The sequence below is a fragment of the Halomonas sp. NyZ770 genome (genome assembly GCF_020616575.1).
In the GTDB taxonomy this organism is placed as follows: Bacteria; Pseudomonadota; Gammaproteobacteria; order Pseudomonadales; family Halomonadaceae; genus Vreelandella; species Vreelandella hamiltonii.
The window spans coordinates 3,500,716-3,514,701 of record NZ_CP085143.1; the positions used below are offsets into that span (position 1 = coordinate 3,500,716).

Here is a 13,986-nt window from a genome sequence, read left to right on the forward strand (position 1 = left end):
ACAATAAAAAACTTAAAAAACAGCAAAAACAGTCACTTGAAAGACAGCCAGGCTTTTCATAAAAACTTCTTGCAAAACGTCTTCAACCAGCGCTATGTTCAAAAAGCTGTCTATCTTGACAGCTTTGCTAACAATTATAAGTTTCGACCATGAGTCGATGTCATGACACGCCTAGCGATCTTTTCCGCCACTCATCGATACCGGCAGAAAAGCCACCCATAGCTGGCCTCCCATCCATTCGGAGGTCGTCGCGTTATGACAAAAGAGGGGTAGTCCATGCAGAAAATGAAGATTGGCCTGATCCAGATGGCCCTGAATACCAGCACCGATCAGGAACCCGGCGCCATTCGTGACGCGATGAACGAAGCGCACCTGCCCATGATTCAGCAAGCCGCCGAGCAAGGCGTGCAGGTGCTGTGCTTTCAGGAAGTGTTCAATCAGCCCTATTTTTGCCCCAGCCAGGACAGCAAGTGGTACGCCGCCGCCGAGCGGGTGCCGGAAGGCCCCACCTGCCAGATGATGCAAAAGCTCGCGGCCGAGCACCGCATGGTGATCATCGTCCCTATCTATGAAGAGACCGAGACCGGCGTTTACTACAACACGGCAGCGGTGTTCGACGCTGACGGTAGCTATCTAGGCAAATACCACAAGACACACATTCCCCAGGTGGCTGGCTTTTGGGAGAAATTCTTCTTCAAACCAGGTAAATCCAACTGGCCGGTTTTCGATACCGCCTACGGCAAGATCGGCGTGTACATCTGCTACGACCGCCACTTCCCGGAAGGCTGGCGGGCATTGGCGCTCAACGGCGCCGACGTGATTTTCAACCCTTCGGCCACGGTGGCCGGTCTTTCCCAATACCTCTGGGAGCTTGAGCAACCCGCCTCTGCGGCTGCCAACGGCTGCTTCATCGCCGCCATCAACCGGGTTGGCACCGAGGCGCCCTGGAATATCGGCGACTTCTACGGCTCCAGCTACATCGTCAACCCACGCGGCAAGATCGAAGCCCAGGCCAGCGCCACGGAAGACGAGCTGCTGGTGCATGAGATCGACCTGAATATGGTGCGCGAGGTGCGCAACAACTGGCAGTTCTTCCGCGACCGACGCCCCGAGACCTACACCCGCCTCACCGACGGTGAATGATTCTGCTGGCTAAACACAACGACAGGAGCGAACCATGAGCTTATTGATCAAGGGCGGCACGGTGGTCACCCACGCCGACACTTACCGCGCCGATGTGCTGTGTGTCGACGGCAAAATCCACGCCATTGGCACCGACCTGGACGTGCCGGAAGGCTGCGAGATCGTCGATGCCAGCAACCAATTGGTGATGCCTGGCGGCATCGACCCCCACACCCACATGCAGATGCCCTTCATGGGCGCGGTGGCCAGCGAAGACTTCTACACCGGCACCGCCGCCGCCATGGCGGGCGGCACCACCACGATCATCGACTTCGTGATCCCCAGCCCCGGTCAGTCGCTGCTGGAAGCCTTCGAGACCTGGCAGGGCTGGGCGGAAAAATCCGCCACCGACTTCGCCTTCCACGTGGCGATCACCTGGTGGGATGAGAGCGTCAAAGAGGAAATGGGCACCCTGGTACGCGACCACGGGGTCAACAGCTTCAAGCACTTCATGGCCTACAAGGGCGCGATCATGGCCACCGATGACATTCTGGTGGAGAGCTTTTCCCGCTGCCTGGAGCTGGGCGCGGTGCCCACCGTGCATGCGGAAAACGGCGAACTGGTCTACCACATGCAGCAGAAGCTGCTGGCCCAGGGCATCACCGGGCCGGAAGCCCACCCGCTTTCCCGCCCACCGCAGGTGGAAGGCGAAGCCGCCAGCCGCGCCATTCGCATTGCCTCCACCCTGGGCGCGCCGGTCTACCTGGTGCACGTCTCCACCAAAGACGCGGTGGATGAAATCGCCTACGCCCGCCAGCAGGGTCACCCGGTGTTCGGCGAGTGCCTGGCGGGCCATCTGGTGATCGATGACAGCGTTTACCAGCACCCGGACTGGGCCACCGCCGCCGCCCACGTGATGAGCCCGCCTTTCCGGCCCAAAGGCCACCAGGAAGCGCTCTGGCACGGCCTGCAATCTGGCAATCTGCAAACCACCGCCACCGACCACTGCTGTTTCTGCGAAGAGCAGAAGGCCGCCGGGAAAGACGACTTCACCAAGATTCCCAACGGCACCGCAGGCGTGGAAGACCGCCTGGCCGTGCTGTGGGACGAAGGGGTCAATACCGGCAAGCTCTCGCCCCAGGAGTTCGTGGCGGTCACCTCCACCAACACCGCCAAAATCTTCAACCTCTACCCGCGCAAAGGGGCGATTCAAGTGGGTGCCGATGCCGACCTCGTGGTCTGGGACCCCAACGGCACCCGCACGATTTCCGCCAAGACCCATCATCAGAACGTCGATTTCAATATTTTCGAGGGCAAGACGGTGCGCGGCATTGCCCGCCATACCATCAGCCAGGGCAAATGGACCTGGCGGGATGGCGAGCTGCACGCCGAGCGCGGCGCAGGGCGCTACTTAGAACGCCCCGCCTACCCCGGCGTGTTCGAGCTGCTCGCAAAACGTGCCGAGCTGAATGCCCCCGTGGCGGTCACTCGCTGAGCCTAGCCCCACAAAGAACAGACGCCCCACGAAGAACAGAACGATCCAGAAGGACCAGGGAGAAACGACCGTGACCCATTCACTTGATCATCTGCCCAGCGCAAAAGAGGTCGGCACCTACGACCCAGCGACGCTGGCAAGCAACTTCAGCGACCTGCATCCGCCGCTGACGCCGCGCCAGGCCATCATCGAAAGCCAGCGCTGCCTGTACTGCTATGACGCGCCCTGCGTCGAGGCCTGCCCGTCGGACATCGACATTCCCAGCTTCATCCGCCAAATCAGTGACAACAACATTAATGGCGCAGCAGAAACCATTCTGGAAGCCAATATCCTCGGCGGCAGCTGCGCCCGGGTGTGCCCCACGGAAATCCTCTGCGAACGCAGCTGCGTGCGTAACCACGACGCCGAGTGCCAGCCGGTACTGATCGGTTTGCTCCAGCGTCACGCTACCGATCACATGCAGTTCGATAGCCACCCCTTCAAGCGGGCCGCCAGCACTGGCCGCCATGTTGCCGTGGTGGGCGCGGGGCCTGCGGGCCTCTCCTGCGCTCATCGCTTGGCCATGCTGGGCCACCAGGTCACCCTCTTCGAGGCCGAGCAAAAGCCTGGCGGGCTCAACGAGTACGGCATTGCCCGCTACAAGATGACCGACGATTTTGCCCGCAAGGAAGTCGAATTCCTGCTGGACATTGGCGGCATCGACCTCCAGTACGGCCAACGTCTGGGCGACAACCTCACTCTCGATACCCTGCGCCAGCAGTACGACAGCGTGTTTCTGGGGCTGGGGCTGGGAGCCAGCCGCACGCTGGGGCTAACCGGCGAGGATGCACCGGGTCTGATGCCCGCCGTGGACTACATCAAGACCCTGCGCCAAACCGATGACCTGGGCAGCCTGGCCGTAGCCAAGCGCTGCATCGTGATTGGCGCAGGCAATACCGCCATCGATATGGCCACGCAAATGGCGCGACTGGGCGCGACGGAAGTGACGCTGGTGTATCGCCGCGGCGTTGAGGCAATGTCCGCCACCGACCACGAACAGGAGATCGCCAAGGCCAATGGCGTGCGCATGGTGACCTGGGCACAGCCGGACGAAATTCTGCTGGATGATCAAGGGCGAGTGGGAGGCATGCGTTTTGCCAACACCGCAGAGCAGCAGGGCCGCCTCTCCACCACGGGTGAGACCTTCGAGATCGCGGCGGATGCCATTTTCACCGCCATCGGCCAGGGCTTCGAGGGCGACAGCCTACGCGATGCCACCGCCTCCGAACTGGCCCGGGATGGCGAGCGCATCCACGTCAATGAGTTGTTCCAGACCTCATTGCCCAACGTTTATGCCGGCGGCGACTGCGTAAAACTCGGCCAGGACCTTACCGTACAAGCCGTGCAGCACGGCAAGCTGGCCGCCCACGCCATTCATCAAGCGCTCGCCGCCCAGCAGGAGGCCGCATGAACACCACACCTTTCAACACCCTCTCTTTTCCAGGCAAGAAAAACAACGGCGACAGCGTGGTGAACGGCGTCGATCTGTCGGTGAACTTTGCCGGTATCAAAGCCCCCAACCCTTTCTGGCTGGCCTCGGCCCCGCCCACCGACAAAGCCTACAACGTGGTGCGCGCCTATGAGGCGGGCTGGGGCGGCGTAGTGTGGAAAACCCTTGGCGAAGAGCCCGCAGCGGTCAACGTCTCCTCCCGCTACTCGGCCCACTACGGAAAAAACCGCGAGGTGATCGGCTTCAACAATATCGAGCTGATTACCGACCGTTCGCTGGAGATCAACCTTCAAGAGATCACCCAGGTGAAGAAGGATTGGCCGGACCGTGCGCTGATCGTCTCCATCATGGTGCCCTGCAACGAGGAAGCCTGGGCGTATATCCTGCCGTTGGTGGAAGCCACCGGTGCGGACGGCATCGAACTCAACCTGGGCTGCCCCCACGGCATGCCGGAGCGCGGCATGGGCGCAGCAGTAGGCCAAAACCCCGACCTGATCGAAAAAGTCACCTACTGGTGCAAAAAGCACTACTCCAAGCCGGTCATCGTCAAGCTCACCCCCAACATCACCGATATACGCGTGGGCGCCCAGGCGGCACTGCGAGGCGGCGCGGATGCAGTCTCGCTGATCAACACCATCAACTCCATTACCAGCATCGATCTGGACAACATGGTCGCCAAACCCACCGTGGGCCATCAGAGCACCCACGGCGGCTACTGCGGCAGCGCGGTGAAACCCATCGCACTAAACATGGTGGCAGAAATTGCCCGAGACCCCGCCACGCCCACGCTGCCCATTTCCGGTATTGGCGGAATTTCTACCTGGCGGGATGCGGCGGAATTCATCGCACTCGGCGCAGGCAGCGTGCAGGTGTGCACCGCTGCCATGCTCAATGGCTTCCGGATCGTGGAGGAAATGAAAGATGGCCTCTCCCGCTGGATGGCGGAAAAAGGCTACGACTCCATCGAAGCGTTTTCCCGCAAGGCGGTGCCGCAAACCACCGACTGGAAACACCTGGACATCAACTTCAAGACCATCGCCCATATCGACCAGGACCTGTGCATCGAGTGTGGCCGCTGCTATATCGCCTGCGAGGACACCTCTCACCAGTCGATTGCCAAGCTCACCGAGCAGGACGGCGCGCGCCGCTACGAGGTCATCGAAGACGAGTGCGTGGGCTGCAACCTGTGCCAGATCACCTGCCCGGTGGAAAACTGCATCACCATGGTGCCTCAGGAAACCGGCAAGCCCTTCCTCGCCTGGGATAACGACCCGCGCAACCCCTTCCGCGTCGCCTCTTAGTCGCCTGGTTGCTTGATCACCATGCGCCACCACGACCGCCTCTACGGAGGCGGTCGCATTTTCTGCAACGTGCCGTTCCCCTTTCAACACGCGACAACGCCGCTGCTTGCTGCGATGATGAGAAATTATTGCATATAGCTATATTTCTCAAATAACAGCTGTGTTTCTCAAAGCTGTGTTCCTCAAAAAAGGGCCTCTCATGAAAGTAACCGCCATCACCACTGCACTACTGCTGACCAGCGCCGCCGCGAGCGCCGACCAGCGCATTGCCACGTTTGATCTAGGCAGCCTGGATACACTGGACGCCCTGGGAGTGAGTGAACAGGTGGTGGGCGTGCCCAAAGCCAGCTTACCAAGCTACCTCGAGCAGTATGCCGCCGACCGCTACACCGACATCGGCGGCCTGCGCTCCCCCGACATGGAGGCACTGGCAGAGGCCAACCCGACGCTGGTCGTACACACCGGCCGCCAGGCAGAGTGGGCCGACGCGCTGGGCGAAATCGCCCCGCTATTCGATGCCAGCGTGGCCGATGAGGCGTATCTTGACTCCGTCGAGCGCAACGTGCGTGAACTGGCTCGCCAACTGGCGGTGGAAAACGCAGCCGAAGAGGCCCTGCAGACGCTGAATAGCGAGATCGAGCGCCAGCGGGAAGCACTGCAGGACGCCCCGACGACGCTGGTGGTCACCCATAATGGCGGCAACCTGATGCTCAATCAGCATCCGGTGGTTCATGAAGTATTGGGCATTGCTGCCCTGGAGATGCCCGAGAGCGTCACCCCCGAAGTACGCGGCGAACGCACCTTTACGCCGCTTTCCGCTGACGCCATTGCCGAGATCGCCCCTGAGATCGTGCTGGTGATCGATCGCAGTGCTGCCATTGGCAACGAGCCCGCAGACGCCGAGCAGCTTCGCCAGCAGTGGGCGGAAGCAGGCACGGACGCCCACCTGGTAATGCTCACCCCTGCGCTCTGGTACCTCTCTGGCGGCGGCCTGCAGAGCCTGGCCCTGCAAATCGAGGAAGTGGCCAGCGCGCTCAACTAGGCTCTGTCTGAATAGTCGGCTTGCTGCTTGACCATACAGATGCAAAACACAGAGCCCCGCCACCGGTTGACGGTGGCGGGGCTCTGTGGCTCATGGATATAACGTCAGCCTATTAAAACGCTTCCCACTCCTGTTCGACACTGGCGGCCGCTTTGGGCTTCGCCTTCCCCGTAAGCTGAGGGCGCTGCAGCTCGCCGCGGCGCGGCGGGGTAGCCAGCGCGGGCTGACGGCGCTCGCTCCCCTGCTCCAGGCGGAATGCCGCCACCACGCCCTCCAACCGCTCGGCCTGCTCCTCCAGCGAACTGGCCGCCGCAGACGCTTCTTGCACCAGCGCCGCGTTCTGCTGGGTGACCTCATCCATCTGGGCGATGGCCTGATTGACCTGCTCGATGCCCGCGCTCTGCTCCTGGGAGGCTGCCGATATTTCATCCTTGACTGCACCCTCAAAAGGAAGGGGATTCCCAATTCACCGAGAACAGGACACGGAGACTGACCCCATGCCGCTTACATTCTCTCCAAGGGCTAACACCGCCAGCCCGGCGGCTTTAATGACCAACGTGAACGTCAGACTTGTTTTTATCGAGATATTTGCCAGTAATCGCTTCATGCCCCCCCCTGCCGACAAATCGCCGTTTTCCAGTCAATTAGGGAAACGTCTTTTCTTTAATATAGTGCTCGCTACGCAAGCCTCAATGTGTGGCTGGCATTCTAGGCAAGGTAACCAATGAGACAATAGAGTTCACATTGTTTGACGTTATAGATAACTTGCTAACAACTCTGCTTCTTTTTCGTGCAGCTTTGCTAAAACTGCACCATTTCTACGCTGCAGCGCACCATACCCACTCCCTTTAACCACAAGCTGGCCCTATCCTACTTCTGACTAACCTTTTGAAAAGCTGATGTTTCGCAAAAATGACTCAGCCATTTGGCATGTTAGCTGCACAAGGCAAGGGGATAGCGAACTGGGCCAACGTGGGCCTGGCGATAAAAAAGACGATCAACAGACAACGGCGTCTGCAATAGCTCCTCAACCGGGGCTGATTGCAGGCGCCGTTTTTGTCTCCAAAGGGCAGGAACCGTGTCATGCGCAAAAAAATCTCTTCGTCCCACTCACCGGAACGTCGCCACTTTCTCAAAAGCTCCGCCGCCGTGGTGGGAGGCTCTGCCGTGCTCAGCAGCCTGCCCATGAGCTGGGCTTTTGCCAACGGCGCTTTGGAAACTACGTCGGCCAAACTCGGCTTCATTGCGCTGACGGATGCAGCGCCGCTGTTCGTGGCCGATGAAAAAGGATTTTTTGCCAAGCACGGCATGACCGACGTGGAGGTCCTCAAGCAGTCTTCCTGGGGTACCACCCGAGACAATCTGGTGCTGGGCTCCCAACGTAACGGGATCGATGGCGCACACATCCTGACGCCAATGCCTTACCTGATCGCCAGCGGTGCCATGACCCCCAACAACATTCCCGTGCCGATGAGCATTCTGGCGCGCCTCAATCTCAACGGGCAGTGCATCTCGGTGGGCGATGAGTACGCCGACCTCAAGGTTGCGCTGGATACCCGTGAGTTTGCCCAGGCCCTGGCGGAAAAGCGCAGTGGAGGCAGCGAAGTCAGCGCTGCCATGACCTTCCCCGGCGGCACCCACGACATGTGGATTCGCTACTGGATGGCCGCCGGGGGCATCGACCCCAACCGCGACATCTCCACCATTACCATCCCGCCGGCCCAGATGGTGGCCAACATGCGGGTGGGCAGTATGGACACCTTCTGCGTGTGCGAGCCCTGGAACCAGCAGTTGATCAACCAGGGCATCGGCTACACCGCCAATACCACCGGCGAGCTGTGGAACGATCACCCGGAAAAAGCCTTCGCCATGCGCAGCGACTACGTCGAAGCCCACCCCAACGCCACCAAAGCGCTGCTAATGGCCATCATGGAAGCGCAAATGTGGTGCGAAGACCCGGCCAACCACGAGGAGATGGCCCAGATCTGCTCACGCCGCCGCTGGATTCATGCGCCTTATGCCGACCTCATCGACCGTATTCAGGGCAACTTCGATTACGGCACCGGGCGCGTCGTGGAAAACCATCCGCACATGATGCGCTACTGGGACAAGCACGCCTCCTACCCCTTCAAGAGCCACGACCTGTGGTTCCTGACCGAGAACAAGCGCTGGGGCTACTTGCCGCAGGACTTCGACAGCGCGGCCTTGATCGAGCAGGTCAACCGCGAAGACCTGTGGCGAGAAGCCGCTCACGCCCTCGGCGTGGCCTCGGCAGACATTCCGGACTCCACCTCTCGCGGCGTCGAAACGCTGTTCGACGGCAAGGTCTTCGACCCGGAAAACCCGCAAGCCTACCTCGATAGCCTGGAGATCAAGGCGCTGGCCTGAGCCAGGCAGCCTGGGAGAACCTCATGACGACTTCATCAAGAGCCAATACGCTATCTACCCCCATGCCAGGCGTGCACCCTGTGCTGCTACGCCTGCGCGATACCCTGGTCAAGAACGTGCTGCCGCCGGTGGTCGTGCTGGCCATTCTGATCGGCCTGTGGGAAGCGCTGTGCTCCCATCCTGGCGCGGCGCTGCCGCCGCCCTCGCAGGTGCTCAACGATACCTGGGAGCTGATCATTCATCCCTTCTACGACTACGGCGGCAACGACAAGGGCATGGGCTGGCAGATTCTGGCCAGCCTGGAACGCGTGGCCTATGGCTACCTGCTGGCGGTGGTGGTAGGTATCAGCCTGGGCGTGCTGGTGGGCCAATCGACCTGGGCCCTGCGTGGCCTCGACCCGGTGTTTCAGGTGCTGCGCACCGTGCCTCCGCTGGCCTGGCTGCCGATTTCACTGGCCGGGTTTCAGGACAGCACTCCTTCGGCCATTTTCGTGATTTTCATCACCGCCATCTGGCCCATCATCATCAACACCTCGGTGGGGGTGCGTAATATCCCCGAGGATTACCGCAACGTGGCCCGCGTGATTCGCCTCAACGGCATGGAGTATTTCACCCGTATCATGCTGCCCGCCGCCGCACCCTATATCTTCTCGGGCCTGCGCATTGGGGTAGGGCTTTCCTGGCTGGCCATCGTGGCCGCCGAGATGCTGATTGGCGGCGTGGGCATCGGCTTTTTCATCTGGGACGCCTGGAATGCCTCCATGCTCAGCGACATCGTGCTGGCACTCATCTATGTGGGTATCGTGGGCTTCATTCTTGACCGCATCGTGGCCTTCATCGGCCAGTGCGTGACCCGTGGCACCACCCAAAGCTAACCCAGGAGATTGGATCATGGCTTCACACTATTTAAGCGTCGAGCAGGTGGACATGACCTTTGCCACCAAAGGTGCCACTACCAACGTGCTCAAGGAGATCGACCTGGGCGTCGCCAAGGGTGAGTACATCTCGATCATTGGCCATTCGGGCTGCGGCAAGTCGACCCTGCTCAACATCATCGCCGGACTCACCTCCTCGACCTCTGGCGCGGTCATCTTGGATGGCAAGGAGGTCAATGCGCCAGGCCCCGACCGCAGCGTGGTCTTCCAAAACCACTCGTTACTGCCTTGGCTCACAGTGTACGAGAACGTGGCGCTGGCGGTGAACAAGACCTTTGCCCGCCGCAAGACCAAGGCCGAACGCCACGCCTGGATTCTCAAGAATCTGGACATGGTCGGTATGTCCCATGCCCTCGACAAACGCCCGTCGGAGATTTCCGGCGGCATGAAGCAGCGGGTAGGGATCGCCCGCGCTCTGGCCATGGAGCCCAAGGTACTGCTGCTGGATGAGCCGTTTGGCGCCCTGGATGCGCTGACACGCGCCCACCTGCAAGAAGAGGTGATGCGCATTCAGGACGAGCTGGGGAATACCGTCATCATGATCACCCACGATGTGGATGAGGCCGTGCTGCTGTCTGATCGTATCGTGATGCTGACCAACGGCCCCTCGGCGCGCATTGGCGAAATTCTCGACATCGACCTGCCGCGCCCCCGCAACCGTATCACGCTGGCCGACGACCCCCGCTACAACCGCTACCGCCAGGAAGTGCTGCGCTTCCTGTACGAAAAGCAGCGCAAGGTAGAGCACCTGGCCGAACGACGCGAGAAAGCCCCCAGTACTGCCACGGCTAAAAAAGCCCGCGCCTAGTCCTGTAAAACAGCCTGAGGGGTGGTCTGTGGGGTGGCCTGGGGATTGGCAAAGTGGTTTTTCAGCGTTTCGCTCAGCGGCACGTTCAGAGTAAGTTCCTTGCCGGGCAACGGCTGCAGGAACCACCGCTCGTAAAGCGCCAGCATCTCATCGCTTTGATAGATCTGGCGCAGCGCCTGGTTCACCTGCTCGACAAAAGCGTCATCGCCTCGGCGCATCAGCAGTCCCAGCGGCTCCTCCGCCGTTATCGCCTCTTCCGACAGGCGATAGGCCGCAGGGTTGCCGGTTTCTGCCATCATCGTGCTCAGCAGAATGTCATCCATGGCAAACGCCGCCACCCGCTCATGGGTGACCAGGTCAAAAGCCTCCTGAAGCGTTTCCACCGGCACTACCGACAGGTTCAAACGCTGCTCGCGGTTGGCCAGATTGATCTGCCCCACGTTCACCGTTCCCCGCGCCACACTGACGCTGCGCCCCGCCAGATCCTGCAACGTGGCAAACCCATGTTTTGCCAGCGCAACATAGCGCACGGAGACGAAAAAGTGGCTCAGCGAAAAATCCGCACTACGGCGGCGCTCTGCCGTATTCGTACTGGCATTGCATTCGATATCGATCACACCGCTGTTCAATAATTGAACCCGGTTACCCGGGGTACGGAAGACGTATTCGATCTCCAGGTGGGGGAGTGCCAGTTGCTGCTGTAAATGCTCCGCCACCCGCTGACAAAGCTCGATGGAATACCCCACCACGCGGCCCTGATCATCCGTATAGGAAAAAGGCGCCGTATCGCCATAGCCAACTCGCAGCGTGCCGGTTTCCCTGAGGCGTTCCAAGGTGTCGATCTCGGCAGCGAACGACAACGCACTGGCGCCCAAGGAGGCCATCAACCCCACCCACCAGCGCCTGTATCTTCGTGACATGACTCACTCCTTACTCAGCGAATGCTTCCGGGTGTGCCAGAACGGCCTCCAGCTGAGGGCTCATGGGCAGCCCCACCACCTGCTGGTCGGGCGGAATGGGAGACAAGAACCACTTCTCATAAAGCGCCAGCATGTCGCCACTCTGATAGAGCGCGCGTAACGCTTCATTGACCCAGGCTAAAAACTCGGGGTCGTCACGGCGCAACATCAGGCCATACGGTTCGGGGTCACTCAGCGCTTCCGACGAGATATGAAAGCGCTCGGGAGAGGCATCGGACGCCACCAGGCCCGCCAGCAAGATATCGTCCATCACGAACGCAGACGCCTGCTCGGCAGCTACCATGGTGAACGCTTCGTCGTGGGAGCGACTCAGCATGACCGAGATATTGAGGCCTTGCTCCCGGTTCATGGCATTGAGCTGCTCGATATTGAGCGTCCCTGTGGTCGATACGACGCTGCGTCCTGTCAGGTCTTCGATGCGATCCAGCGCATTCTTCGTCAGCGACACATAGCGGGTAGTACTGAAGTAATGGGGGTAGGAAAATGCTGCCTGCCGACGCCGCTCTGCGGTATTGGTCGTCACACCACACTCAAGGTCGATATCGCCCTTGCTCAGCAGGATGAAGCGGTTGGCGGGCGTCACCGGCACGAAGGTGACTGCCAGCGCAGGCCCACCCAGCCGAGCGCTGATGCTGTCGACCACTGCTTGGCAAATATCGATGGAGTAGCCGATGGGCCGCCCTTCCACCACGTAGGAGAACGGCTCCTCGTGTTCTCGGTGCCCAATCAGAATGGTGTGATCCTGCTGAATGCGCGCAAGCGTCGGGCCTGTCTGGGCGCTGGCCGTGCCCATGGCCAGCAGCAGCAAGCCCATCAACGCGATATACCGCCCGATCACGCTACACGTCATGGCTGGCTCCCATGGTCATGCCGCTACTGAACACCTGATAACGCCCTCGCCCCATGGCCTTGGCAGCGTAAAGCGCCACATCGGCACTGCGCAACAGCGTATGGCTGCTTTCGCCATCCCGTGGGGCCAGGGCAATCCCGATGCTGACACCAATCTGGACGCGCTCTCCCTGCAGGTCAAAGGGCTCGCGCAGCGCAGCGACCAGCCGCCCTGCCCGCACACTGGCTTCGTCCAGCGCATGGTGGTGAACAGGCTGGAGAATCGCGAACTCATCGCCTCCCAGGCGCGCCACCAGCTCACGCTCGGCCAACAGCCGCTGTACCCGTCGGCTGGCCTGGACCAGCAGTTCATCCCCGGCGGCATGCCCTAACGTATCGTTGACGGCTTTGAAGCGATCCAGGTCAAAAATCATCACATTGAAGCGCTCGCCTCCCGACAGCTGCGCGACGGCGACCTGCAAGGCCTCGTTGAACTGAACACGGTTAGGCAGCTTGGTCAGCGCATCGTGGTGCGCCAGGTGCTGGAACTTGAGCGCCTCCTCCTTGACCTCAAGCAGCAGCTCGCGCTCGACGACTTTTTTGCGTAACGCTTCAATGGCCTGGGCCATACAGCCAATCTCATCCTGGCGCTGTGTGTAGGGCGTTGCCTGCTCGGTTCGATTATGAGAAATATGCGTCAACGCCTTGATCAGACGCGGCACGGGCTTGAACAGCTGATGCATCAGCAGGCTCAACAGCAAGGCCGTGGCCAACAGCACGATGCCCAGTGAGGCGACGACTTTCAGCAGTAGCTCGCGGTGCACCTGATACAGCGTCGCCTTGGTGCCAATGGTGGCAACCGACACCCCCCATAACTCCCCCTGAGGAGACACAATGGGCAATGCGCTGATGAAGTGCTCCTGCTCGCCAAGCCGGGCAAAGCCCACGTACAGCTCACTGCCAGAAGCAGCCAGCGACAGCTCTGGGACGTGAGGGAGTTCGAGCGTGGTCTCTTCACCGTGGTGGGCATCGGCGACCATGGCGAAGCCGCCATCTGGCAAACGTGAAAACAGCCAGACGTTGTGGCGCGTTTGCGCACTCGCCAGCGCCAACACATCCACGGGGCTGAACCCCGTGCTGAGCACCGAGTCTTCATCCCCAATGGGCTGTTCGGACACCAGGTGCGTCACTTGGCCTGAGAGGTCCGTGCGTACCGCGACATTCGTGTAGATACGCCGAATCGTGGCGCTCACGATCTGGGCATTCACCAGCGCTTCCCGGGCCCACTGTTCGCGTGCACTGCGCTCCACGATGGCAAAGCCCAGCAAGGCCCCCATGGAGTAGGCAAAGACTACCCCCAGCACCATGAATACCGCCACTTTACAGACCAGCGTCCGGTACCAGGGCAACCGGACGGCTGGCGACGGTGGCTCTTCCGAGCTTGATGGTTTCATATTGGCCGACTCCCCCTCAGCCACGTCTTGCCACATCGCCCATTGCTGATCATCGATCCTGTCAATGGCACGTTAGCGCCACGCCATGCAGAGCGCTCGTTACCTTGTGGTGCGCGTGCGCGTGCGCGTTCGTTATTTCTGTCT

At 60.7% G+C, this 13,986-nt stretch carries 11 protein-coding genes and 1 pseudogene; 8 read left to right on the forward strand and 4 right to left on the reverse strand.

Translation table 11 applies throughout. From position 1 onward, the window contains the following. Nucleotides 1-276: 276 nt before the first annotated feature. The 5 genes from LG409_RS16155 to LG409_RS16175 all read left to right on the forward strand — a co-directional run bounded on the left by LG409_RS16155 (nucleotide 277) and on the right by LG409_RS16175 (nucleotide 6,449). Complete coding sequence (locus LG409_RS16155) at nucleotides 277-1,143, forward strand: nitrilase-related carbon-nitrogen hydrolase (protein WP_227407130.1); 867 nt, start codon at nucleotides 277-279, stop codon at nucleotides 1,141-1,143. A 34-nt stretch (nucleotides 1,144-1,177) separates the two neighbouring features. Continuing rightward, a complete protein-coding gene (gene hydA / locus LG409_RS16160) occupies nucleotides 1,178-2,617 on the forward strand; it encodes a dihydropyrimidinase (protein ID WP_227407131.1) in 1,440 nt (479 codons plus the stop codon). A gap of 70 nt (nucleotides 2,618-2,687) precedes the next feature. Next, nucleotides 2,688-4,067: an NAD(P)-dependent oxidoreductase gene (locus LG409_RS16165; protein ID WP_227407132.1), complete on the forward strand. Its 1,380-nt coding sequence runs from the start codon at nucleotides 2,688-2,690 to the stop codon at nucleotides 4,065-4,067. Continuing rightward, entirely contained in the window at nucleotides 4,064-5,407 is a 1,344-nt protein-coding gene (gene preA, locus LG409_RS16170; protein WP_227407133.1) for an NAD-dependent dihydropyrimidine dehydrogenase subunit PreA, read from the forward strand. The genes LG409_RS16165 and preA overlap by 4 nt, the downstream gene beginning before the upstream one ends. A gap of 199 nt (nucleotides 5,408-5,606) precedes the next feature. After that, nucleotides 5,607-6,449: an ABC transporter substrate-binding protein gene (locus LG409_RS16175; protein WP_227407134.1), complete on the forward strand. Its 843-nt coding sequence runs from the start codon at nucleotides 5,607-5,609 to the stop codon at nucleotides 6,447-6,449. Between the two features lie 112 nt (nucleotides 6,450-6,561). On the opposite strand, the pseudogene LG409_RS16180 reads toward LG409_RS16175, so the two are convergent. Continuing rightward, a pseudogene (locus tag LG409_RS16180) lies at nucleotides 6,562-6,885 on the reverse strand (methyl-accepting chemotaxis protein); the annotation flags it as partial. A gap of 647 nt (nucleotides 6,886-7,532) precedes the next feature. Here LG409_RS16180 and LG409_RS16185 point away from each other — a divergent pair. The 3 genes from LG409_RS16185 to LG409_RS16195 are packed head-to-tail and all read left to right on the forward strand — an operon-like array spanning nucleotide 7,533 to nucleotide 10,580. Next, the gene (locus LG409_RS16185) at nucleotides 7,533-8,837 is read left to right on the forward strand and encodes a CmpA/NrtA family ABC transporter substrate-binding protein (protein WP_016915167.1); all 1,305 of its coding nucleotides are present in this window, start codon (nucleotides 7,533-7,535) and stop codon (nucleotides 8,835-8,837) included. A gap of 23 nt (nucleotides 8,838-8,860) precedes the next feature. After that, entirely contained in the window at nucleotides 8,861-9,712 is an 852-nt protein-coding gene (gene ntrB / locus LG409_RS16190; RefSeq protein WP_039175127.1) for a nitrate ABC transporter permease, read from the forward strand. Nucleotides 9,713-9,728: 16 nt separating this feature from the next. Beyond that, nucleotides 9,729-10,580 carry an ABC transporter ATP-binding protein gene (locus LG409_RS16195; protein ID WP_016915169.1) on the forward strand — a complete coding sequence of 284 codons (852 nt, stop codon included), beginning with the start codon at nucleotides 9,729-9,731 and terminating at the stop codon, nucleotides 10,578-10,580. Here LG409_RS16195 and LG409_RS16200 read toward each other — a convergent pair. From LG409_RS16200 to LG409_RS16210, 3 genes are read right to left on the reverse strand one after another with little or no spacing between them, the layout of a single operon-like run. Then, complete coding sequence (locus tag LG409_RS16200) at nucleotides 10,577-11,500, reverse strand: amino acid ABC transporter substrate-binding protein (RefSeq protein WP_227407135.1); 924 nt, start codon at nucleotides 11,498-11,500, stop codon at nucleotides 10,577-10,579. The two genes, LG409_RS16195 and LG409_RS16200, sit on opposite strands and share 4 nt — an antisense overlap. 10 nt (nucleotides 11,501-11,510) lie before the next feature. Then, nucleotides 11,511-12,410: an amino acid ABC transporter substrate-binding protein gene (locus LG409_RS16205; RefSeq protein WP_227407136.1), complete on the reverse strand. Its 900-nt coding sequence runs from the start codon at nucleotides 12,408-12,410 to the stop codon at nucleotides 11,511-11,513. Continuing rightward, on the reverse strand, nucleotides 12,400-13,842 hold the full coding sequence (locus LG409_RS16210) for a GGDEF domain-containing protein (RefSeq protein ID WP_227407137.1): 1,443 nt from the start codon (nucleotides 13,840-13,842) through the stop codon (nucleotides 12,400-12,402). Before LG409_RS16210 ends, LG409_RS16205 begins: the two co-directional genes overlap by 11 nt. Nucleotides 13,843-13,986 lie beyond the last annotated feature (144 nt).